Origin of the sequence: Nonlabens sp. Asnod2-A12 (genome assembly GCF_045063745.1) — a bacterium.
Lineage (GTDB): Bacteria > Bacteroidota > Bacteroidia > Flavobacteriales > Flavobacteriaceae > Nonlabens > Nonlabens xylanidelens.
This window is the reverse complement of the sequence record NZ_JBEFOB010000003.1, coordinates 652,368-673,510: the sequence shown is the minus strand read 5'-3', so window position 1 is coordinate 673,510 and position 21,143 is coordinate 652,368. Positions and strand designations below refer to the sequence as shown.

Below are 21,143 nucleotides of genomic sequence, written 5' to 3'. Positions count from 1 at the left end.
TACCCTATTACCAAATTACCTAAGTCCCATAAAATCACTTTATAATGCCAAAAAGAAAAGACCTCAAATCCATTTTATTAATAGGTAGCGGGCCTATAATCATAGGTCAAGCGTGTGAGTTTGATTATGCAGGTTCTCAATCTTTAAGATCTCTAAGAGAAGAAGGAATAGAGACCATTTTAATTAATTCAAATCCGGCAACTATCATGACTGACCCTTCTATGGCAGATCATGTGTACCTTTTACCATTAACAACTACTTCACTTAAACAAATCCTTAAAGAGCACCCACAAATTGATGCTGTACTTCCTACTATGGGTGGACAGACAGCGTTAAACCTTTGTATTGAGGCGCAGGAAAAAGGTATTTGGGAAGATCATAACGTAGATATGATCGGTGTAGATATCGATGCAATTAACATTACTGAGGACAGAGAGAAATTCAGATTGTTGATGGGTGAAATAGGAGTAGGTATGGCGCCACAAGCCACTGCTACTTCTTTCTTAAAAGGAAAGGAAATTGCTCAAGAATTTGGTTTTCCTTTATGTATACGTTCTTCTTTTACTCTAGGCGGTGCTGGTGCAGCTATTGTCCATAATGAAGAAGATTATGACGAATTATTAACCGTAGGTTTAGAGGTTTCTCCTATTCACGAGGTAATGATCGATAAAGCCTTACTGGGCTGGAAAGAATATGAATTAGAATTACTACGCGATAAGAATGATAACGTAGTCATTATTTGTACTATTGAAAATATGGATCCTATGGGAATCCATACAGGAGATTCTATTACAGTAGCTCCTGCCATGACGCTATCAGACCGCACTTTCCAGAAAATGCGTGACATGGCTATCCACATGATGCGTAGTATAGGTGAATTTGAAGGTGGATGTAACGTACAGTTTGCAGTAAGTCCAGATGAGAAAGAAGAGATTATCGCTATCGAGATCAACCCTCGTGTATCTAGATCTTCTGCACTAGCAAGTAAAGCGACAGGTTACCCTATTGCAAAAATTGCTACTAAACTAGCGCTAGGTTACACACTAGACGAGTTAAATAATCAAATTACCGGTAATACATCAGCGCTTTTTGAGCCTACTTTAGATTATGTAATTGTAAAAATCCCACGTTGGAACTTTGATAAGTTTGAAGGATCTGATCGTACTCTAGGTCTTCAAATGAAAGCCGTAGGAGAGGTAATGGGAATAGGTCGTTCTTTCCAAGAAGCACTTCATAAAGCGACACAGTCACTAGAAATTAAACGTAATGGTTTAGGAGCAGACGGTAAAGGTTATACGGATTATAATCAGGTGATTGAAAAACTAACTAACGCAAGTTGGGATCGTGTTTTTGCTCTGTATGATGCAGTAGCTATGGGAATCTCATTAGATAGAATCTTTGAGATTACTAAAATAGACATGTGGTACTTAAAGCAGTTTGAAGAACTCTTCTTATTAGAAAAAGAAATAGGGAAGTATGATGTGGGCACGCTTTCGCGAAAGCTACTACTAGAAGCAAAACAAAAAGGATTTGCAGACCGCCAGATCGCGCATATGTTAGGATGTCTCGAGTCAGAGGTATATAATTTACGTGAGGAAATGAAAATCAATAGAGTTTATAAACTCGTTGATACTTGTGCCGCAGAATTTAAAGCAGATACACCATATTATTACTCCACATTTGAGGCAGATATAGAAACTGCAGATGGAGAGCGCTACGTGCAAAATGAAAGCGTGGTATCTGACAAAAAGAAAGTAATTGTTCTAGGTTCTGGTCCTAACCGTATCGGACAGGGAATAGAATTTGACTACTGTTGTGTGCATGGAGTTTATGCAGCGCAAGAATGTGGTTATGAAACGATCATGATTAACTGTAATCCAGAAACGGTTTCTACCGATTTTGATACGGCAGATAAATTATATTTTGAACCTGTATTTTGGGAACATATTTATGACATTATACGTCATGAAAAGCCAGAAGGTGTTATCGTACAACTAGGTGGACAGACGGCTTTAAAGCTAGCTGAAAAACTAGAACGTTACGGTATTAAGATTTTAGGAACTAGTTATAAAGCTCTAGATCTTGCCGAAGATCGTGGGTTGTTCTCTGAAATGTTACTTAAGAATAACATTCCTTTCCCTGAATTTGCAACAGCAACTACACCAGCTGAGGCTCTTCAAGTAGCTGAGAAATTAGATTTTCCTATCTTAGTTAGACCTTCTTATGTATTAGGTGGTCAAGGGATGAAAATCGTTATCAATAAAGACGAGTTAGAAGAGCACGTTGTAGATATTTTAAAAAAGATACCTAACAATGTACTTTTATTAGACCATTATCTGGATGGAGCGATAGAGGCAGAGGCAGACGCAATTTGTGACGGAGAGAATGTTTATATTATTGGTATAATGGAGCACATAGAACCATGTGGTGTCCATTCTGGAGATTCAAATGCGTTGTTACCACCATTTAACCTAGGTGACCTGGTAATGCAGCAAATTAAAGATCATACTAAGAAGATAGCACTTGCGCTAGATACAGTAGGGTTGATTAACATACAGTTTGCGATCAAGGATGAAAAAGTATACATCATTGAAGCAAATCCTAGAGCATCTCGTACGGTACCATTTATTGCCAAAGCATACAAAGAACCTTATGTAAACTATGCAACAAAGGTTATGTTAGGTCATAATAAGGTAACTGACTTTGATTTTAATCCGCAGTTAGATGGTTATGCGATCAAGCAACCGGTATTCTCTTTCAATAAGTTTCCTAACGTAGATAAACGTCTAGGACCAGAAATGAAATCTACTGGAGAAAGTATTCTATTCATAGACAGTCTTAAAGACGATGCTTTTTATGACTTGTACGCAAGACGTAGAATGTATTTGAGTAAGTAATTTACTTATGCAGGTGTCAAACTGAGCTTGTCGAAGTTGATTTAATATTTGGATTTCAACTCGTCTTCGACAAGCTCAGACTGACAACAGTATTATAAATCAAAGCCCTAAAAGTTTGAAGCTTTTAGGGCTTTTTGTTTTAAGTTGTGGTTTCGCTTTCGCGAAAGATAGATACTTTTGAATCTTACTTTATATAAATTACTTATTTTTAGTTTAAAAAAAACAGCAATTTGAAAACATCCTTTTACGTAATAATAATATTTTTACTAGTCTTACTTTGCTCTTGTGGACAAAAAGAAGCAGAGGGAAGATTTCAAGGAACTTGGTTCAATTTAGAAAATGAATATGATCAATGGAACTTTAGAAATGATACTCTTTATGTTTATGAAGAAATGGTTATTTATGACGCAACGAGATCAAAAATTGAATTTGATATTCCTATATTAGATTATTATGAAGATTCCATCTGGGAATTTAGAGACAGAAGTATACTTGTTAATTATAAATTATCTGAATCTAACGATAGCATTTATGCTACTTGGAAATCTATTTATAACTCTCAAGATTTTAGCCTTATAAAAGTAAACAGTTATGAAGAGTATTTACGTAGAAAGTTTAATTTTAAATTTCATTTGCCTGAAAATGATTCGGTTAAGACTTTACAGACAATTCCCAAGTATGGACTAAAGATTTTTATGGGTAAAACAGACGGTACGATTATATCTAGGACGGAATTGTCAAATAACTTGAACTCAATGAAATCAAATATAAAAAGCTTTAAAGATAGTATTCGCCCTAATACACATTACGAAATAGAGGATCATGACGAAATGATTGATGAATGGTTTCACATAAGAGTTTATGCAGATAAACAAATTTCTGATTCAACTATTATTTATACTTTACAACAAACAAAGACTTTTAAGAATCAAGAAAAGTGGAAAGGAGAAGATATTGATAATAGAGTGCCTATAAGAATATATAGAGTATTTAAAAATCGCAATCAAACAAATCCCAATAGTGTAAAAGGTAAGTGGATTAAGTGGATGTTTAGTTCCTAATCTTTAATTATCTAGGGTTTAACCTTTATTTTTAAAACACTTATCTTTATTAAAATTTTTGATATGAATTGTATGGGTAATTATTATAGAGGTTTGTTTAGTGACCCTACTTTAGTACAGAGTCATTAAGCATTCATATTTGTATTGATTTCTTTGTTATTGGTTTTCGTCTATTTCAAAGTAAAAAAACAATCTTATCAGGACTATGTTATCTCAAATGATTCTAGTAATGATAAAGAATTATCTTATTTAACCAAAGATATTCTCATGCAGCCTAGAACTTTTGAGCATGAGTTAAAGAATAGTTCTAAAGGAATAAGTAAGCCTAGTTTTTATTCTAAGAAGTATTTTACAAATAGGTTCTATTTCTTTGCAGTACTTGCTTTAATTTACTATTTACTTTTCAGAGATACGATTTAAAAATTTTACTATCTTTAAAGTATATGTAAATTATGAACGAAAATTATACTTATTTAAGTCAAACGTATATGGAACCATCATCTTCATATACTGATTTTAATTTCATATTTTCAAATTTGAATGATGGATTTGTTCAGGTATATCAAGTTGGCACATTTACAGCGATAGCCGTATTTTTAATTATTATTTTTATAAAAATAAAGCGTCAATCTTATCAGGATTATGTTATCTCAAATAATTCTGTTAATGACAAAGAGTTGTCTTATTTAACCAAAGATATTCTCATGCAGCCTAGAACTTTTGAGCATGAATTAGAGAATAGTTCTAAAGGAATAAGTAAGCCTAATTTTTATTATAAGAAGTATTTTACTAATAGGTTTTATTTCTTTGCAGTACTTGCTTTGATTTGTTATTTACTTATAAGAGACATTATTTCATAAGTCTTAGATGTAAAGTCAATTACTTTGTAACTTCTCTAGAGTTTTAATAATCCATTTTTCACCATATTCTTCGAACCTTTTATCTTCAAATTTCGTGCTCTCTAGAATAGGGATAAAACTCTTGTCGTTTAAATATTCTATACATTCTAATATATGTGAAAGATTATGATAAGGAATGCTGGAGTACTCCTTTTTAAGGATCTCAATAATATTTTTATCTTTTCTCTGGGCTAGTCCAGAAATAGCTTCAAGTCTAACACCTTGATCTTTATCTTTAACTCTATCCCATAAGGCAGTTCTTATTTTATGGTTGTCTAGTTCATTCTGACTGCCCAAACCAAAGGTGGCATAATCCCTTATATCAACATCTCGATCAGTTGATAATTTAATCAATGTATCTATTGCTTTATCTTTCTCTATTCTACAAAGTGCATATGTCAAAGCATATCTCACATATGCACTTTTATGCTCAACATAATAGCAAATAATAGACAGTTGTTTATCTGTTATATTTTCATTGTTCCAGCTTATTCCAAATAGGGTAGATTCTATAACACGTTTGTTGGTCTCTGTTTTTAATAGATCAAAATAAATCTTTAGAGTTCTTTTTTGAAACAGCCTTGGATTAAAACCAAATTGAGATATAACATCGATCCCTATGATTTTCTCTTTATCTGAGCCTTTTTCTATTAATAATAAGCAACGTTTGTAAATTTCTTTAGTTTTTCGTTTTCTTAGCTCACTGATATAGTTCAAATAATTATTAGTTGACTTATTATCTATAAGTCGGTCAAAAATCTTATTGGTGGGATATTCGGTTAATTTATTCACGACTTAATCTATGCGTTTCCATATAGTATATTGTTTATCAGAACCAAATTCGATTTGATCATCTGAAATTGATTTTATACTTAACATTTGAGGTTTGTAATAATAAAATCCATCATCTTTTTTCTCAATTAATTTTCTTTTAAGATAACGTTTTATTGCATCTGGATTTAGATTTGCATGTTCTTGTAAAATTCTATGTTCAATTATTAGTACATTATTTTTTATCTTATAAATACCAAATTGAGTTTCATAAAATTCAAACTGATTATTTGATTTAAAGACTCTGTCTGTATTTCCAGAATTGGTATCTGTCTCTCGAGGGCAATAGGGAATGTTAGAATATTTAACTTTTTCTTGTCTTGTTCTTAAATCACAATTCTTTTCAAACCTCCAAGTTCCTATTATCAATTCAGATTGAGTTTTCTGAGCGTTTAAAATGCCTGCCTGAAATATTAAGGCTAGTATTAAAAGTTTTTTTTCAAAATTAAAAGCTTTTTTAAAATGTAGATTTAGATAGATATTTTGCTAAATAGTTTTTCATTCTGTTACACTCAATTGACATGTTTTTTGATCTCCTTCTTCTCTTCAAATCGCTCACCTTTCCAAAATTTACGTTTTAAATATTTTCTTAGATGCTTTTCATAGCCTTGGTAACGAGTAAGATATCCTTTTTTCATGTCGAGATTAAAATTGACCGTTCGATTCATAAAGATAACTTAACCAATTGTATTTTGCCTTTACTGTTAATTCTTTGAACGATTATTCAAACTTACACGCTTTCGCGAAAGCGAAACAACCCTTATCTTCATACCATAAATTCAACTCATGAAAAAGATTCTCTTTCTATCTATTCTATTTGTTTCTACAGCGGTATTTGCTCAAAAGGTCAATTACAAAAAGCTAGATCAATACATTTCTCAAACGCAAAAGGACTGGAATATTCCTGGATTGAGTGTGGGTATTGTTAAAGATGGTAAAATAGTCTTTGAAAAAGGGTATGGCCAGATGGATGTGAATGAAAACCGCAAACCAGATGAGCATACTCTTTATGCTATTGCAAGTAACACCAAAGCTTTTACTGCGGCAATAATGGCGCAATTGGTAGAAGAAGGTAAGGTGAACTGGAAGGATAAAGTACAGGATCACTTACCTTATTTTGAAGTGTATGATCCTGCAATAAGTAGAATGGTTACTGTAGAGGATTTATTGAGTCATAATGTAGGTTTAGGTACGTTTTCTGGTGATGGTATCTGGTATAAGTCAGAGTTGAGTACAGAAGAAGTGGTAAAACGCATCAAGTTTGTGCCGCAAGCTTATGATTTTAGGGCTGGTTATGGATATTCTAATTTGATGTTTATTACCGCTGGAGCATTGATAGAAAAAGTTACTGGTAAGAGTTTTAAGGATAATGTTACAGAGCGTATTTTGAAACCTCTAGAGATGGATGATACGGTGGTGAGTGTTAAGGATTTTGGTAACAATAAGAATGTAGCGACTCCACATGCTATGGATGAGAATAATAAGAATTATACGATTCCATGGGTAGGATGGGATAATGTGCAGTCTACTGGTGGTATTATTTCTAGTGTTCATGACATGAGTAAATGGATGATTCTTAATATGAATCATGGAGTTACTAAGAAAAACGACACGTTATTCTCTGAGCAGAATCGCAATAACATGTGGAATTTACATAATAGCTTTGGGGTAAATCAAGTAAATCGTAATTCTACCGGTTCTCAATATGCTGGTTATGGATTGGGATGGTTTCTTGGAGATTATCAGGGCAATTTTAGAGTACGTCACGGTGGTGGTTATGATGGTATGATATCTACGGTACAAATGCTACCAGATGAGAACCTAGGTGTTGTAGTACTTACTAATGGGGTAAAAGCACCGACTAATGCTATTGCTTATTACGTCTTTGATCGTTTCTTAAATCGGGATAAGAAAGACTGGAGTAAAGAAATGTTAGACGGTTATGATAAATGGAAAGCGGGCGACACTAGAATAGCAGACAGAAAAGCAAAACAAGTTAAGGGAACGCAACCTACTTTAAAGAAAGCAGCAATTATAGGAAGGTATCATGCCGATATTTATGGAAACTTTGAAGTAAAAGAATTGAATGGTGAACTTAAGTTATTATGGGAACACACGCCATTATTAAATAGTACGCTCTCACATTTTAATTATGATGCTTATGAAATCCATTGGGACGAGCCGCAGGCATGGTTTAGTTTTGGCACTGTAAAATTTGAGAGTGATGCTTATGGTAAAGTTACTGGTATCACCTTTGACGTGCCTAATGATGACTTCTTTTTCAACGAAATGAACGCAACGAGAGTAGAGTAAAGGTAGATTTAAAGCGCTCAAAAAAAAGCCTGAATCAATTTGATTCAGGCTTTTTTTTTATTTTTTGTATGTCAATATTTTATTTATTAAATGGTAAGTACTAGGTGTATCCCAACTTTTTAATAGCCGAAAATGCTTTGTCTACCGTATCATTTTCCACGAGTACACTGAACTCGTTTGTGGTAGAAATAACCTCATGCAATGAGATTCCTTCCCATGCAAAACGTTTAAATATTTGATAATATAAACCAGGAACTTGAGTGTTATTTTCTGGTAAAGCAATACTTATGGCGCTTAAATTGTCTTGTGTGCTCGTCATGATCTCATCGGCAAATTGAGATTGTATTTTTTCCTTCTCACTCATGGATATAACCAGGTTACTTTCATGTATTCCTTTAGAAAATCCATAAAAAATAGTTGTGTTTATGGACTCTAGAATCTTACTATGACTTAAGAATAAGGTGCTAGAATTTTTAAAGGTAAAATCGATAAGGTTAGATCGTACTGTTATATCTCCTAGATTATTTAAAATAGACTTTAAGTTATTAGAATGCCTCAAATCTTTGGGCGGATTGTAACGTCGCAACGCCATCATAATGGCACCAGTTTTCACTGGTTTTCTAAGCATGCCACTTATGGGCTCTTGTAATTCTTCTGCTAGGGCAGAGAAATTAATGATACGTCTAGATAATGCTTCTTCTAGAAATGGTTGAGTGACTAAAATCTCTTCAACACAATCTGCTATGGTTTTCATATTGTTAACTATTTAACAGCTTGTGCAAAATTAAACTAATTTTGTTATATTTTTTCTTTTACCATAGGAGTGGCTGTATTTTTACCTAAAAATTAATAAAATGCTAGTTTTAAAATTTGGTGGTACTTCAGTAGGTTCTGTAGAAAACATGACTCATGTAAAAAACATCATTAATGATGGTACTAAGAAAGTGGTGGTACTATCTGCTATGTCTGGTACTACAAATGCTTTGGTAGAAATATCTGAACAGATACGCTTAAATGAAAAAGAATCTGCACTTATTCTTATACAACAACTGGCTAGTAGTTATCAAATTACTATAGAGCAATTATTAAATGATAGTGTGCTTATTAAGGAATCTCAAGAATATGTAAATGATGTTTTTACAAATTTAATAGAGCTTGTAGGCTCAGAGCATACTACATTGATTTATAATCAAATAGTTGCTCAAGGAGAACTATTGTCTACCTTTCTATTCAGTAGATTTTTAAAGCAAGAAGGTATTAACGCTGCATTATTACCTGCTTTAGATTTTATGCGTATCGATAATAATGACGAGCCAGATTCTTTTTATATCAAACAAAATCTAGATAGGATTTTAAATGAAAATAGTGAGGCAGATATTTACATTACTCAAGGCTTTATATGTCTAGATGTTCAGGGTAATGTATCTAATTTACAACGTGGTGGTAGTGATTATACAGCTTCTATAGTAGGAGCAGCCATTGAGGCAGACGAAGTACAAATATGGACGGACATCGATGGTTTCCACAATAACGACCCTCGTTTTGTAGAAAATACGACTGCTATTTCAAACATATCTTTTGATGAAGCGGCAGAGCTTGCTTATTTCGGAGCCAAAATTTTACATCCTCAAACGGTTATACCTGTAAAAGATCTTAACATTCCTGTACGTTTAAAAAATACCATGTCTCCAGATTCTTATGGTACTTTAATAACACATCATGTTCATGGAGAAGGAATCAAGGCTATCGCGGCAAAAGACGGCATCTATGCCATTAAGATAAAATCTGCAAGAATGTTACAAGCACATGGTTTTCTTAAAAAAGTATTTGAAATTTTTGAAAAATACGAGACCTCGATAGACATGATTACCACATCAGAAATAGCTGTTTCTCTTACCATAGATAATCCATTACATCTGGATGCTATAGTAGAAGAACTAGAGAAGATAGCTAGTGTAGATGTAGATCAAGGTATGAGTATCGTGTGTCTGGTAGGTAATAATATTATTTATCATGAAGACACACCACATTTATTTCAAGTATTACAAGATGTACCTGTACGCATGATCTCATATGGTGGTAGCAATAATAATATATCATTATTGATCAATACAGATCAAAAATTAAATACGTTACAAAAATTACAAGGCTATGTATTTGAATCCCAACAGGAAAAAGCTGTTGCCTATTAATTATAATAAACAGAGTTAGAAGTAGGTGTTTTTTTTAAAGAACAATCTCTACATTGTAATTTTTTAATTCTTCCTTATAACTAGCGTCAGAGAAGTTTGCAGCAGCGATTTCTTGGGCGCTTTTTTGTTTAATTTGTTTTCTTTTTATGGCTCTAGCAAACCTGCGTACATGAGTCTCGTTACTTATTTTAAGTCCAGGAACAGGTACGGTTTTACCATTTTCATCTTTGGCAACCATAGTTAAAAAAGAAGAATTACAGTGCTTTGTCACACCAGTTTGTATGTTCTCTGCATCTACACGTATACCTACTACCATAGAAGATTTACCTACATAGTTTACAGATGCTTTTAAGGTTAACATTTCGCCTACTTCTATAGGAGCTAAAAAATCTACAACATCCACACTTGCTGTAACGCAGTAGACACCACTGTGTTTTGACGCACAAGCAAATGCAATTTGATCTATTAGAGAAAGAACATAACCTCCATGAATTTTACCAGAAAAATTGGCATTAGATGGTAACATTAATAAGGATAACATGACTCTAGATTGTTCTGGAGATTTAAAAGTATCTTTCATAAAATGTGCTTGTTGTTAAGAGAATTAATTGGATAAGTGTTCCGCTTTCGCGAAAGCGGAATTCCCATCATTAATCTCGATTAAAATGTGGGCTATTTTCTTTAGTAACCTCGGTAATAAAGTATTTTGTATCACCCCAGAAGAAGAAAGTTCCAAATTTCTCTTCATACTTTAACTTCACATATTTACCTTGATATTCCTTGAGTTTTTCGATAATCTCTGGTTGATTATCCATTACAGAGAAAGAGAAAATTTGTGCACCGCTTATACCTTGCGAGATCTCGCCTTCCCAGGTTTTAACGACAAAACCTTTATGTGTAAACTTAATTAATTCTCCACTACGGTACCCATCAGAATAGCTAGCGAAATATATAAATGCATACCATATAACGGCTAGTAGTAATATTGTGGTAAGTATGACTCCTAAAATCTTTTTCATATCATGTAATTTTTAAATAACAATCCGGTTAGAATTGCGATTCCAAAGCTAAGCAATGTACCTATTAATACGTACTCTGTGAGCTTCATATTTTTTGCCTTACTTAAATCACCAAATCTAAAAACAGATTTTGCAGTTAATAATAATCCTACAGCGCTAAAATGGTCTGTTATAATAAATAAGAATATAAGCAATCGCTCTAACATACCTATCCATTTCCCAGCATTTTTAAGTCCATAAATTCCGGTGTCGTCTTCTGTTAAAGTCCATCTAGTAAAAAATATTTTAAGCATGATGGCTACAGGACTAGTAAGAAATAATACACATAAGATTAATGGCCATAGTATTTGTAAAAACTGTTCATTTATAATAAAGTTAATTCCCGATGTATTTGTTGCTAGAACTACGAGTATTAAAATATGAGCTATTTGATCTATGGTAAATAACCAGCGGCTGTTTTTCTTAGTGGTGAAATATAGTTTACCTGCATCTATTAAAAAATGTGTTACTAAAATGATAAGGGCCACATACCAGTATTTTAAATCCCAAAGAAGAATCCAGGACAACAGTGCATGAATTGCCGCATGAACATAGAGGTGGTAGGAGCGTAGCTGGTGTTTTTCTTTTTGTTTAGTAAAATTATTAGTCTGTAGAATAAAATCACCTAAAAAGTGTGCTATTAGTAACTTAATTAATACTTCCATGGCTCACGTCTTTATAGTATTGTTTAAATAAATGTAGAAGTGCGTCTGTCTCTTTATAATGGGCACGATCTAGTCTGCGGCTAGCAGTGGCTTGCTTAATACCTAATTTATCACCCATTTCTTGTTGGGTAATAGTAGGGTTTTTATAAACTTCATATAAAATGGCAGCTGCATTCTCTGTCCAATCATCCATATAAATAAGAGCAATTTTTAATGCAGTATTCATATAATAATCCAGTGGGTTTCCACTTCTTACCATAATGTTTTGCTCCTTATTCTTTAATGAATCTAATAACTCTCCAGATTGTGTTAGAGCATTTCCAGAAGATTTTGCAATATCATTATCTATAACTTGTACGTCGCCTACACCTATTGCTATTCTTACATCTAGCATACCGGTTTTTCTCAACGCAGTTTTTAATTTAAGACAGGTTAATAAACCTTGCTCTGGACTGTCCATCCATACTTGAAAACTATCGCCACGATATATTTGATACATTCCATTTTTAGAATGTACTTTTAAAATAGGCTCTATGATCTTGAGATAATCATCTGGCTGGTTCTTTTGAGAACCTATTATATCACCTGCTAAGACTACTTGCATAAACTACTTTTAAATTATTACGTAAAAGTGTAATAATTCAAATATATTACATTATTAGGTAATATTTGTATTTATTACATAAAAGTGTAATAATTGTATTTTATTACGTTATTGTGTAATATTTGGTTATTATTACGTAATAGTGTAATATTATAAGTTTAGTCGTTGTTCTTCGTCACTAGCTTCTAGAAAATCTGGATCACTTTCTATAGCACGATTTACCAGTTTTTCATTCAGAGATTTATTGGCTTTGGCACCTAATCTTTTTAAACGTTCTATACGACCTACTAGGTTTCCAGAACCTTCAGTAAGTTTATTCATACTAGCAGAATAAGATTTTTTAACCGTATCTAGTTGTGAACCTACTTTAATTAAATCTTCTGTAAGACCTACAAATTTATCGTACAAAGCACCAGCAGCTGTTGCTATGTCTAGTGCGTTTTTTTGTTGTTTTTCATTTTGCCACATCGTGTCTATAGTACGTAATGTCGCTAATAGAGTGGTAGGTGTAACTATAACTATATTCTTATCAAATGCCTCACTGTATAGATTTCCATCATAATTTAACGCCATGGCAAATGCTGGTTCTATAGGTACAAAAAGAAGTACAAAGTCTGGGCTATCGATGTGGTAATCATGATAGCTTTTTCCAGATAAATCTGCGACGTGTTTTTTAAGAGAAGCAACGTGTTCTTTTAAATAACGTTGTTGTAGATCTTCATCTTCTTCATTAATAAAGCGTTCATAAGCATTGAGCGATACCTTAGAATCGATAACCATTTTCTTACCGCCAGGTAGATTTACGACTACATCAGGAAACAGGGTCCTGCCATCTTCAGTTTTAATAGTTTGTTGTACCTCATACTCAGATCCTTTTTCTAAGCCAGATTTTTCTAAGACACGTTCTAGGACTAATTCTCCCCAGTTACCGCGCATTTTAGCATCTCCTTTTAAAGCTTTGGTCAGGTTGCTCGTTTCTTTACTCATTTGTTGATTCAATTCTTTAAGACCTAATATTTGTTGTCTTAAAGAACTTTGTCTATCGATAGTGTCTTTGTGAGTATCTTCCACTCGTTTTTCAAAACTTTGAATCTTCTCCTGTAACGGACTCAAAATTTGTTCGATATTCTTCTTGTTTTGATCGGTAAATTTGGTGCTTTTCTCGTCTAAGATTTTGTTAGCAAGGTTCTCAAATTCCTTGGTAAATTTCTCGTTTAATTTCTCAATCTCTCCTTGTGCTTCTGTGTGTTTTTCTTCCGCTTTCGCAAAAGCGGTACGTTGCTCAGCTAGTAATACATTAAGATTCTCCTTCTCGATAGCTACCTCACGATATTCTTTATCAAGTTTTTCTAGTCTCGAACTTAATTCTTGCTGGCTCTCAAGTTTTTGCGCTAATTGTGCACTGTACTGACTGTTCTCATGTTTTAAACGATCACGTTCTTGTATCGCAGGTTGTAATTGAGATAGCTGGCTATTTAATTGCCCTTTTTCTGACTCTAGTACATTGAGAGTTCCGGCAAAGCGAGTTTTTGCAAAAAACCACGCTACTACAGCACCTATCACCACACCGATGATTAAAAATAACAACCAATTAAATTCTTGAGACATAAAATAGAGATTTACCGTAAAAATACGATGACTAAATAGGTCTTAAAATAGGAATGCCAGCTAGTTATTCACAAGAAGAATAATTATTTAAAATGGTGCAGGAACATTTAAAATGACAGGCTGTAAAGTTACAGGATGTATAAATTCTAACTGCTCGGCATGCAAGTATAAGCGGTCTTGTTTAAAACCATATAAATCATCACCTACAATAGGACAGTTTAATCCTAATGGATGGGATGCATGTACACGCAACTGGTGGGTGCGTCCTGTAATAGGGTAGAAGTGCACTCTAGTTTTACCATCTTTACGTTCTATAACTTCATATCTTGTACGAGCGTTTTTACCGTATTCAGGGTCGACCATTTGAAAAGGTCTATTATCCAGATCTACTCTTAAAGCTAGAGATATATAACCACTATCTTCTTTTACCATACCGTCTAATAAAGCAATATATCGTTTTTTAACCGTACGTCTTTCAAATTGATCTTGGACCTTTTTATGAATATCTAGGGACTTAGTAAGTAATAAAACACCTGATGTACTCATGTCTAATCTGTGTACAATTAATGGTCCTGTGGCATCTGGAAAACGTTGTTTCATTCTAGATTCTACAGAGTCGTCTATGACCTTACCTCGTACTGAGAGAAACTCTTCGGGCTTATTAACAGCCATAAGGTAATCGTCTTCATAAATAAGGGATAGTTCTTTACCTATAGCAGGGTTTTCTAGCATAGGATTATCGTCTACGTCTAGACCCTGTAGCATATGTCCTAAAACTGGTTCACATTTAGAACGGCAAGATGGGTAGAAGTGACCATGTTTACGTATTTGTGATTTTAAAGACTCACCGTACCAAAATTCTGCCATGGCGAGCGGCTGTAAATCATTTAAATAAGCATATTGTAATAATTTAGGCGCGGCACAATCTCCAGTTCCAGATGGTGGTAAGTAAGGAGGTATGTTTTTAAAAAGCTCAATAGCATTTTTATGCTCACCGTTTGCATTTAAAAAATTATAATTTTCAAAAATCCAAGTCTGCAGTTTATTAGACAGGTTTTTACGATCTAACTTAATTTGGTCTATTTCATTTTGAACAGTAGCAATAGCCTTTTCTAGAGGGACGACTTTTGAATCTAGATATACTTTATATTCTTTAAGCAAGAATTTTGCATGCATACCAGCTGTTTGATGGCTGTCTATTAATTTTTGAAAATCTACTTTACTTAGTGTAGATTTTACTTCTTCCTTTATTTTCTTACGTTCTGCTTTGAGGTTTGAATGTTTTTTACGCTGATTATAAATTAAAAGTTCATTTTCAACCTTTAGTTTTTCTAGCCTTTTCTTATTGGCAAGGTAGTCTGTGTCGTTCTCTAGTGATTCTAAGGTAGAAGTGAGCGTACTTAAAATACCATTTTCTTTGGCATAAAGACCATCTTCCTGAAACATATTAAAAACTAAAGGAGCAAATTCAGTCTCTTTTTGTTCTCCGTTTATAACCCCAGAATGTGCCCATAAATGTCCTAATTTACCTTCTTTATCTCTAACGACAAGTACCCCAAACATTTTCCCTAAGGGATGCTGATAATCTTCTGGACCTAGATTTAAATCAAAAAACCAATTATCTAGACCATCTAAAAAATTTCTTAGTTGTGTCGCTGCTTTTAAAGCAAGTGGATGTGGTTCGTAAAGAAAAGGGAATGTGAATTTTTGAGGTGCATCTATCCTTTCTTCTTCAGAATTAAATCGGCGTAAAATAGAACTCATTAAAGAGTATGTTTTAAAAATCAGTTAATTAACTCTTTGTAAAGATCTTAGTTATTAAGGCCTCATTATCAGCAGTTAAATTAGATGTAGCTTTTAATTTTTTAATAAAACTAGCCACTTCGTCTTTAGATGCTGGACAGCCTAGGTTATCTCCTTTTTCATTAAAAGAAGTCGTTATTATTGTACCACTCGCGTCTAGTATCACCCAAAAAGGCAAACCAGCACTAGCGCCTTTATAACTAGTAATTAATTCTCTAGATCCAGGGTTTTCTAGTTTTATGTTATCCCCATTTTCAAAAACAACAATAGGTAGCAACACATAATTTTCTTCTATATAAGAAGCGATGGCAGGGTCTTTTAACTGCTTAGTCATGCGATGACACCAGCCACACCAAGATGCCTCAAATTTTACCATCACATGCTTATCAGATTCTACTGCTTCACTAAGAGCTTTGTCCATTAAAGATGCTACAGATTCTTGAGCCGTTGTTACATTAATAGTGACAACGAGAAATGTTACTAAAAGAATTAAATTTTTCATGTTTTTAATTTTTAATTAAACAAGACTTTGCATACCTACAAGACCATGGTATAGACCTTCTTTAGATAATAAATCACTGTGCGTACCTTGTTCTACTATTTCTCCTTTTTTCATCACTACTATATGGTCTGCATTTTGAATAGTAGACAGTCTGTGAGCAATAACGATAGAGGTTCTATTTTTCATAACTTTTTCAAGAGCATCTTGAACCAGTCGTTCACTTTCCGTATCCAGTGCGCTAGTTGCCTCATCTAGAATTAGGATAGGAGCATTTTTAAGAACCGCACGCGCTATAGAAAGTCGTTGTTTCTGTCCACCACTTAATTTATTACCGCTGTCACCTATGTTGGTATGAATACCTTCTGGCAAGTCTTTGACAAATTCCCAAGCATTGGCAATTTTTAAAGCATCGGTAATCTGTTCTTCAGTAGCATTTTTATCACTTAGTGCTACATTAGTTGCGATAGTGTCATTAAATAAGATAGAATCTTGAGTAACGATAGCCATTTGATCACGCAAACTCTTAAGAGTTACGTCCTTAATATTTTGCCCATCTATAGTAATAGTACCATTTTCTACATCGTAAAATCTGGTCAATAGATTTGCAATCGTACTCTTTCCAGAACCACTTTGTCCTACTAGAGCAACACTAGTTCCTTTAGGTATATTAAGCGAGAAATTCTTTAGAACAGGTTCATCTTGATAAGAAAACGTGATGTTGTTTACGTTTACCGCTTTCGCGAAAGCGGGAATAGAAACAGCTCCTTCTTTATCTTCAATCTCATTTTTAGTATGCAGTATTTCTAGAACACGCTCTGCACTTGCATTACCTTCTTTAATTTGATAACTAGCTTTAGAAAGTGCCTTAGCTGGAGTCAATATATTATAAGCAAGTACCATAAACCCAATAAATGTGGTAGGATCGATTGATTCTTCAATTAACACTAGACGACCACCGAACCATAATAGAATTCCAATAACTAAAATTCCTAAGAACTCACTTACAGGACTTGCAAAACCTTTACGGTGATTTAATTTTACTGCAAATCGGTACATTCTATTGGTACTATTTTGAAAGCTTTCGCTCAATCTATCTTCGGCATTGAAACCTTTAATCACTTTTAAACCACTTAAGGTTTCTTCTAACAAGGAAAGAAAATAACCTTGCTCTTTTTGAACCTGACCACTGCGTTGTTTTAATTTTTTACCTAATCTTGAAATTAAGAATCCAGAAACAGGTAAAAAGATCAACATGAAGACGGTGAGTTTTGCACTCATCACTAACATAATGGCTAGTGTGAAAATGATATTTAGAGGCTCTTTAACAATGAGTTCTAAAATAGAAAGAAAGCTATTCTGTATCTGTAACACGTCAGCACTGGTTCTAGCAATAACATCTCCTTTACGCTTTTCAGAGAAGTAAGAAATAGGTAGGTGAACTATTTTTGAAAATAAGTCATTTCTGATATCTCTTAAAACACCATTTCTTAGGTAAGCGATAAAATACATTCCTAGGTAACCGAAAAGGTTTTTGAGAAAGAAAAGAATTAATACTAGAGATATTACAATGATTAATGCTTGTTCTTTTCCATCAGTTTGTGTAGTGATGTAGTAGCCTAAATAGCCTTTAACATAATCCATTGTGTGGTTGATACCTTCCCAAGTAGGAGCAATGTTTACTGCTTGAGTTTTGTCAAATAGGACATCTAACATAGGAATCAATGAAACAAAACTTAATGCGCCGAAAAGTGCATAAAATATATTACAAATAATATTCAGTATTCCATGACGCTTATAAGGCCTAGCATACTGTAAAATCTCTTTAAAATAATTCATTTATTAAATATCAAAACTGGCAAGAATGCCTTTAATTTTATCTTCTAATTGTGTCTGGATTAGGGTGTAATTTTCCACTTTGTCCAGCGCTGTTTTTACAGAGATATAGAACTTTATTTTAGGTTCTGTACCGCTAGGTCGTGCTGCAATCTTTGAGCCATCTGCTAGATAAAAGATTAAAACATTAGATTTAGGAATATCAAGAGTTTCAGTTTTATTCAAATGCTTGTTTTCTCTAGTGCTTGCAGCATAATCTTCTACTATAATGACATCTTGTCCGCCTATTTGTTTAGGAGGGTTTTCTCTTAGATCTATCATCATTTGTTTAATCTCTGCAGCTCCAGAGATTCCTTTCTTAACTAGAGAGACTAATTTCTCTTGATACACACCGTATTTAAGATATAGTTTTATCAACTCTTGATAAACGGTCGATGAATTTGATTTTGCAAAAGCATACATCTCACAAGCTAGTAAACATGCAGTAACCGCATCTTTATCACGTACAAAATCGCCTACCATGTAACCAAAGCTTTCCTCGCCACCACCTATAAAGTGCTGTTGTGGATGGTCTTTAATCATTTTTGCAATCCACTTAAAACCAGTAAGACCTTCTTTACATTCTACGTCATATGCATGCGCTAGATCGTGCATCATAGGTGTAGAAACGATAGTAGATCCTATAAACGGATCTTTCATCGCTTTTATATCGCTTTGCTTTAATAAAAAATCGGTCATGGCAACCATGGTCTGGTTACCGTTAAGTAATTTCATGTTACCATCTGTATCGCGCACAGCAATACCTAATCTGTCAGAATCTGGATCTGTACCTATGACCATGTCAGCATCGATCTCATTTGCAAGATCTACTGCCATTTTAAGCGCTTCTGGCTCTTCTGGATTAGGAGATTTTACCGTAGGGAAATCACCATTAGGTACGGCTTGTTCTTCTACGATATGCACATTTGTGTATCCAGCACGTTTTAAAGTTTCTGGAATTAAAGTAATACTAGTACCATGTAGGCTAGTAAAAACTATTTTTAATTGAGAGCGATCTACATCTCCTGCTATTTTACCTGCTTTTATGCTGTCGTCTATAAATACATTATCGTCTGCATCAGTTAGTAATTCTATTAACTCTGGATTACCATTAAAATTCACATCGGCAAATTCTAATGAACCGATTAAATCTAATATTTCTTTGTCTTGTGGTGGTACGAGTTGTCCGCCATCTTGCCAGTACACTTTATAGCCATTATACTCTGGCGGATTGTGACTAGCCGTTAATACAATACCTGCATGACAGTCCTTTGCTTTTAGCGTATAAGAAAGCAATGGAGTAGGGCGCAAGTCTGGAAACAGATACACGTGAATGCCGTTTGCACTAAAAACGTTTGCAACTACTTGTGCCAGTTCTTTAGAATTATGACGGCAATCATAGGCTATAGCTACTTTTACTTGCTCGTCAGGAAACTGCTTATTTAAGTATTGAGAAAGACCTTGTGTGTTTTTACCAAGTGTATATTTATTGATACGATTAGTCCCAACACCCATGACACCACGCATACCACCTGTACCAAATTCTAGATCTTTATAGAAAGATTCTTGAAACTCGTCATTATTTGCAGTGATTAATGCTAGAGTACGTGTTACAGTAGACTCATCAAAAGGTGCTTGAGTCCAAGATTGTGCGGTTTTTAAGATCTGTTCTTTATTCATGTGTTGTTGGCTTGTATTCTAAATACAAAGATAAGAATTACTGAGCAGTCTTTGTTGTTGTTTTAAGTTGTTGCATAGTCTGCTATTGTTGCTTTATTATTATTTAAATGAATAGTAAAAAGCCTTCTCCATATCAAATAGAAAAGGCTTTTAAAATTTAATCTCGATGTTCTAAGTAAACAGGTGGTGTTAAATTTCTTCAGCAATTTTATAGCGATCGCCTTGATTACCATTTCTTAAAATTAACTCGCCTAAAAAACCAGCTATAAAGAAAAGCGTACCTAAAACCATAGTGGTAAGTGCAATAAAGAACCATGGATTATCAGTAACTAGAATATAAGGAAGGTCTACAGCCATGCGGTACAATTTTGAAACACCTACATATCCTGCTGTTATAAAACCTATCATAAACGTGATAACACCTAGAGTGCCAAAAAGGTGCATAGGTCGTTTACCGTATTTAGATATAAAAGCTATAGTTATAAGGTCTAGAAAACCGTTTATGAATCGCTCATAACCAAACTTAGTAGTACCATATTTACGTGCCTGATGAATGACTTCTTTTTCTGTAATGTCTGTAAAACCAGCGTTTTTAGAAAGCACTGGTATGTAACGGTGCATCTCACCATGTACATCGATATTTTTTACGACCGCACTTTTATATGCTTTAAGACCGCAGTTAAAATCATTAAGTTGTACACCGCTAGTTTTACGCGCTGCCCAATTGAATAATTTGCTAGGTAGATTTTTTGAAATAACACTATCATAGCGTTTCTTTTTCCAGCCGCTTACTAGGTCGTGATTTCCTACGGTAATCATCTTGTAAAGTTCAGGAATCTCGTCTGGAGAATCCTGTAAATCTGCATCCATAGTAATGACTACGTTACCTTGTGTCATCTTAAAACCAGCGTGTAAGGCTTGTGATTTTCCGTAATTGGCCTGGAATTTAATACCTTTTATTGGGTTACGAGAATTTTCTTGTTCTCGCTTTCGCGAAAGCGTACTTATTATACTCCAACTGCTATCTGTACTACCGTCATCTATATAAATCACTTCATAAGATAAGTCCGTGGTTTGCATTACACGGTTTATCCAGGATTGTAATTCTGGGATGGAGTCTGCCTCATTGAGTAATGGGATGACTATGGAAAGGTCCAT

General features: G+C 34.0%; 19 protein-coding genes. 5 read left to right on the top strand and 14 right to left on the bottom strand.

Translation table 11 applies throughout. The features are described 5' to 3' along the window. Positions 1–44: 44 nt before the first annotated feature. The 3 genes from carB (at position 45) to ACJJVJ_RS03170 (ending at position 4,818) form a co-directional block, all read left to right on the top strand. A complete protein-coding gene (gene carB / locus ACJJVJ_RS03180; protein WP_104515142.1) occupies positions 45–2,897 on the top strand; it encodes a carbamoyl-phosphate synthase large subunit in 2,853 nt (950 codons plus the stop codon). A 230-nt stretch (positions 2,898–3,127) separates the two neighbouring features. Further along, positions 3,128–3,958 (top strand): hypothetical protein, encoded by an 831-nt coding sequence (locus ACJJVJ_RS03175; RefSeq protein ID WP_405368933.1) that lies wholly within the window; start codon positions 3,128–3,130, stop codon positions 3,956–3,958. 488 nt (positions 3,959–4,446) lie between these two features. Beyond that, a complete protein-coding gene (locus ACJJVJ_RS03170; RefSeq protein WP_405368931.1) occupies positions 4,447–4,818 on the top strand; it encodes a hypothetical protein in 372 nt (123 codons plus the stop codon). 15 nt (positions 4,819–4,833) lie between these two features. On the opposite strand, the gene ACJJVJ_RS03165 is transcribed toward ACJJVJ_RS03170, so the two are convergent. The 3 genes from ACJJVJ_RS03165 to ACJJVJ_RS03155 form a co-directional block, all read right to left on the bottom strand. Continuing rightward, positions 4,834–5,649, bottom strand: a complete 816-nt coding sequence (locus ACJJVJ_RS03165) for a HEAT repeat domain-containing protein (protein ID WP_405368929.1) — start codon at positions 5,647–5,649, stop codon at positions 4,834–4,836. 3 nt (positions 5,650–5,652) lie between these two features. After that, positions 5,653–6,057 carry a hypothetical protein gene (locus ACJJVJ_RS03160; RefSeq protein WP_405368928.1) on the bottom strand — a complete coding sequence of 135 codons (405 nt, stop codon included), beginning with the start codon at positions 6,055–6,057 and terminating at the stop codon, positions 5,653–5,655. Positions 6,058–6,200: 143 nt separating this feature from the next. Continuing rightward, the gene (locus ACJJVJ_RS03155; protein ID WP_405368926.1) at positions 6,201–6,356 is read right to left on the bottom strand and encodes a hypothetical protein; all 156 of its coding nucleotides are present in this window, start codon (positions 6,354–6,356) and stop codon (positions 6,201–6,203) included. 118 nt (positions 6,357–6,474) lie between these two features. Between ACJJVJ_RS03155 and ACJJVJ_RS03150 the strand changes: the two genes are divergently transcribed. Beyond that, a complete protein-coding gene (locus tag ACJJVJ_RS03150) occupies positions 6,475–8,001 on the top strand; it encodes a serine hydrolase (RefSeq protein WP_405368924.1) in 1,527 nt (508 codons plus the stop codon). A gap of 100 nt (positions 8,002–8,101) precedes the next feature. Here ACJJVJ_RS03150 and ACJJVJ_RS03145 read toward each other — a convergent pair whose 3' ends face one another. Beyond that, positions 8,102–8,755 (bottom strand): hypothetical protein, encoded by a 654-nt coding sequence (locus ACJJVJ_RS03145; protein WP_104515135.1) that lies wholly within the window; start codon positions 8,753–8,755, stop codon positions 8,102–8,104. A gap of 100 nt (positions 8,756–8,855) precedes the next feature. Between ACJJVJ_RS03145 and ACJJVJ_RS03140 the strand changes: the two genes are divergently transcribed. Further along, complete coding sequence (locus tag ACJJVJ_RS03140; RefSeq protein ID WP_405368922.1) at positions 8,856–10,193, top strand: aspartate kinase; 1,338 nt, start codon at positions 8,856–8,858, stop codon at positions 10,191–10,193. A 34-nt stretch (positions 10,194–10,227) separates the two neighbouring features. On the opposite strand, the gene ACJJVJ_RS03135 is transcribed toward ACJJVJ_RS03140, so the two are convergent. The 10 genes from ACJJVJ_RS03135 to ACJJVJ_RS03090 form a co-directional block, all read right to left on the bottom strand. Beyond that, positions 10,228–10,773, bottom strand: coding sequence for an acyl-CoA thioesterase (locus tag ACJJVJ_RS03135; RefSeq protein WP_104515133.1), 546 nt, complete (start codon positions 10,771–10,773; stop codon positions 10,228–10,230). 70 nt (positions 10,774–10,843) lie between these two features. Beyond that, a complete protein-coding gene (locus ACJJVJ_RS03130; protein ID WP_104515132.1) occupies positions 10,844–11,212 on the bottom strand; it encodes a 6-phosphogluconate dehydrogenase in 369 nt (122 codons plus the stop codon). After that, positions 11,209–11,916, bottom strand: coding sequence for a DUF3307 domain-containing protein (locus ACJJVJ_RS03125; protein WP_405368919.1), 708 nt, complete (start codon positions 11,914–11,916; stop codon positions 11,209–11,211). The genes ACJJVJ_RS03130 and ACJJVJ_RS03125 overlap by 4 nt, the downstream gene beginning before the upstream one ends. After that, positions 11,900–12,520, bottom strand: coding sequence for a winged helix-turn-helix transcriptional regulator (locus ACJJVJ_RS03120; RefSeq protein ID WP_104515130.1), 621 nt, complete (start codon positions 12,518–12,520; stop codon positions 11,900–11,902). Before ACJJVJ_RS03120 ends, ACJJVJ_RS03125 begins: the two co-directional genes overlap by 17 nt. A gap of 150 nt (positions 12,521–12,670) precedes the next feature. After that, a complete protein-coding gene (gene rmuC / locus ACJJVJ_RS03115; protein ID WP_405368917.1) occupies positions 12,671–14,128 on the bottom strand; it encodes a DNA recombination protein RmuC in 1,458 nt (485 codons plus the stop codon). Between the two features lie 87 nt (positions 14,129–14,215). Beyond that, a complete protein-coding gene (locus tag ACJJVJ_RS03110) occupies positions 14,216–15,892 on the bottom strand; it encodes an RluA family pseudouridine synthase (protein ID WP_405368916.1) in 1,677 nt (558 codons plus the stop codon). Between the two features lie 28 nt (positions 15,893–15,920). After that, entirely contained in the window at positions 15,921–16,433 is a 513-nt protein-coding gene (locus ACJJVJ_RS03105; RefSeq protein ID WP_104515127.1) for a thioredoxin family protein, read from the bottom strand. A gap of 15 nt (positions 16,434–16,448) precedes the next feature. Further along, a complete protein-coding gene (locus ACJJVJ_RS03100) occupies positions 16,449–18,269 on the bottom strand; it encodes an ABC transporter ATP-binding protein (protein ID WP_405368913.1) in 1,821 nt (606 codons plus the stop codon). Between the two features lie 3 nt (positions 18,270–18,272). Beyond that, positions 18,273–19,985: a phospho-sugar mutase gene (locus ACJJVJ_RS03095; protein WP_405368911.1), complete on the bottom strand. Its 1,713-nt coding sequence runs from the start codon at positions 19,983–19,985 to the stop codon at positions 18,273–18,275. A 189-nt stretch (positions 19,986–20,174) separates the two neighbouring features. After that, positions 20,175–21,143 carry a glycosyltransferase family 2 protein gene (locus ACJJVJ_RS03090; protein WP_405371223.1) on the bottom strand — a complete coding sequence of 323 codons (969 nt, stop codon included), beginning with the start codon at positions 21,141–21,143 and terminating at the stop codon, positions 20,175–20,177.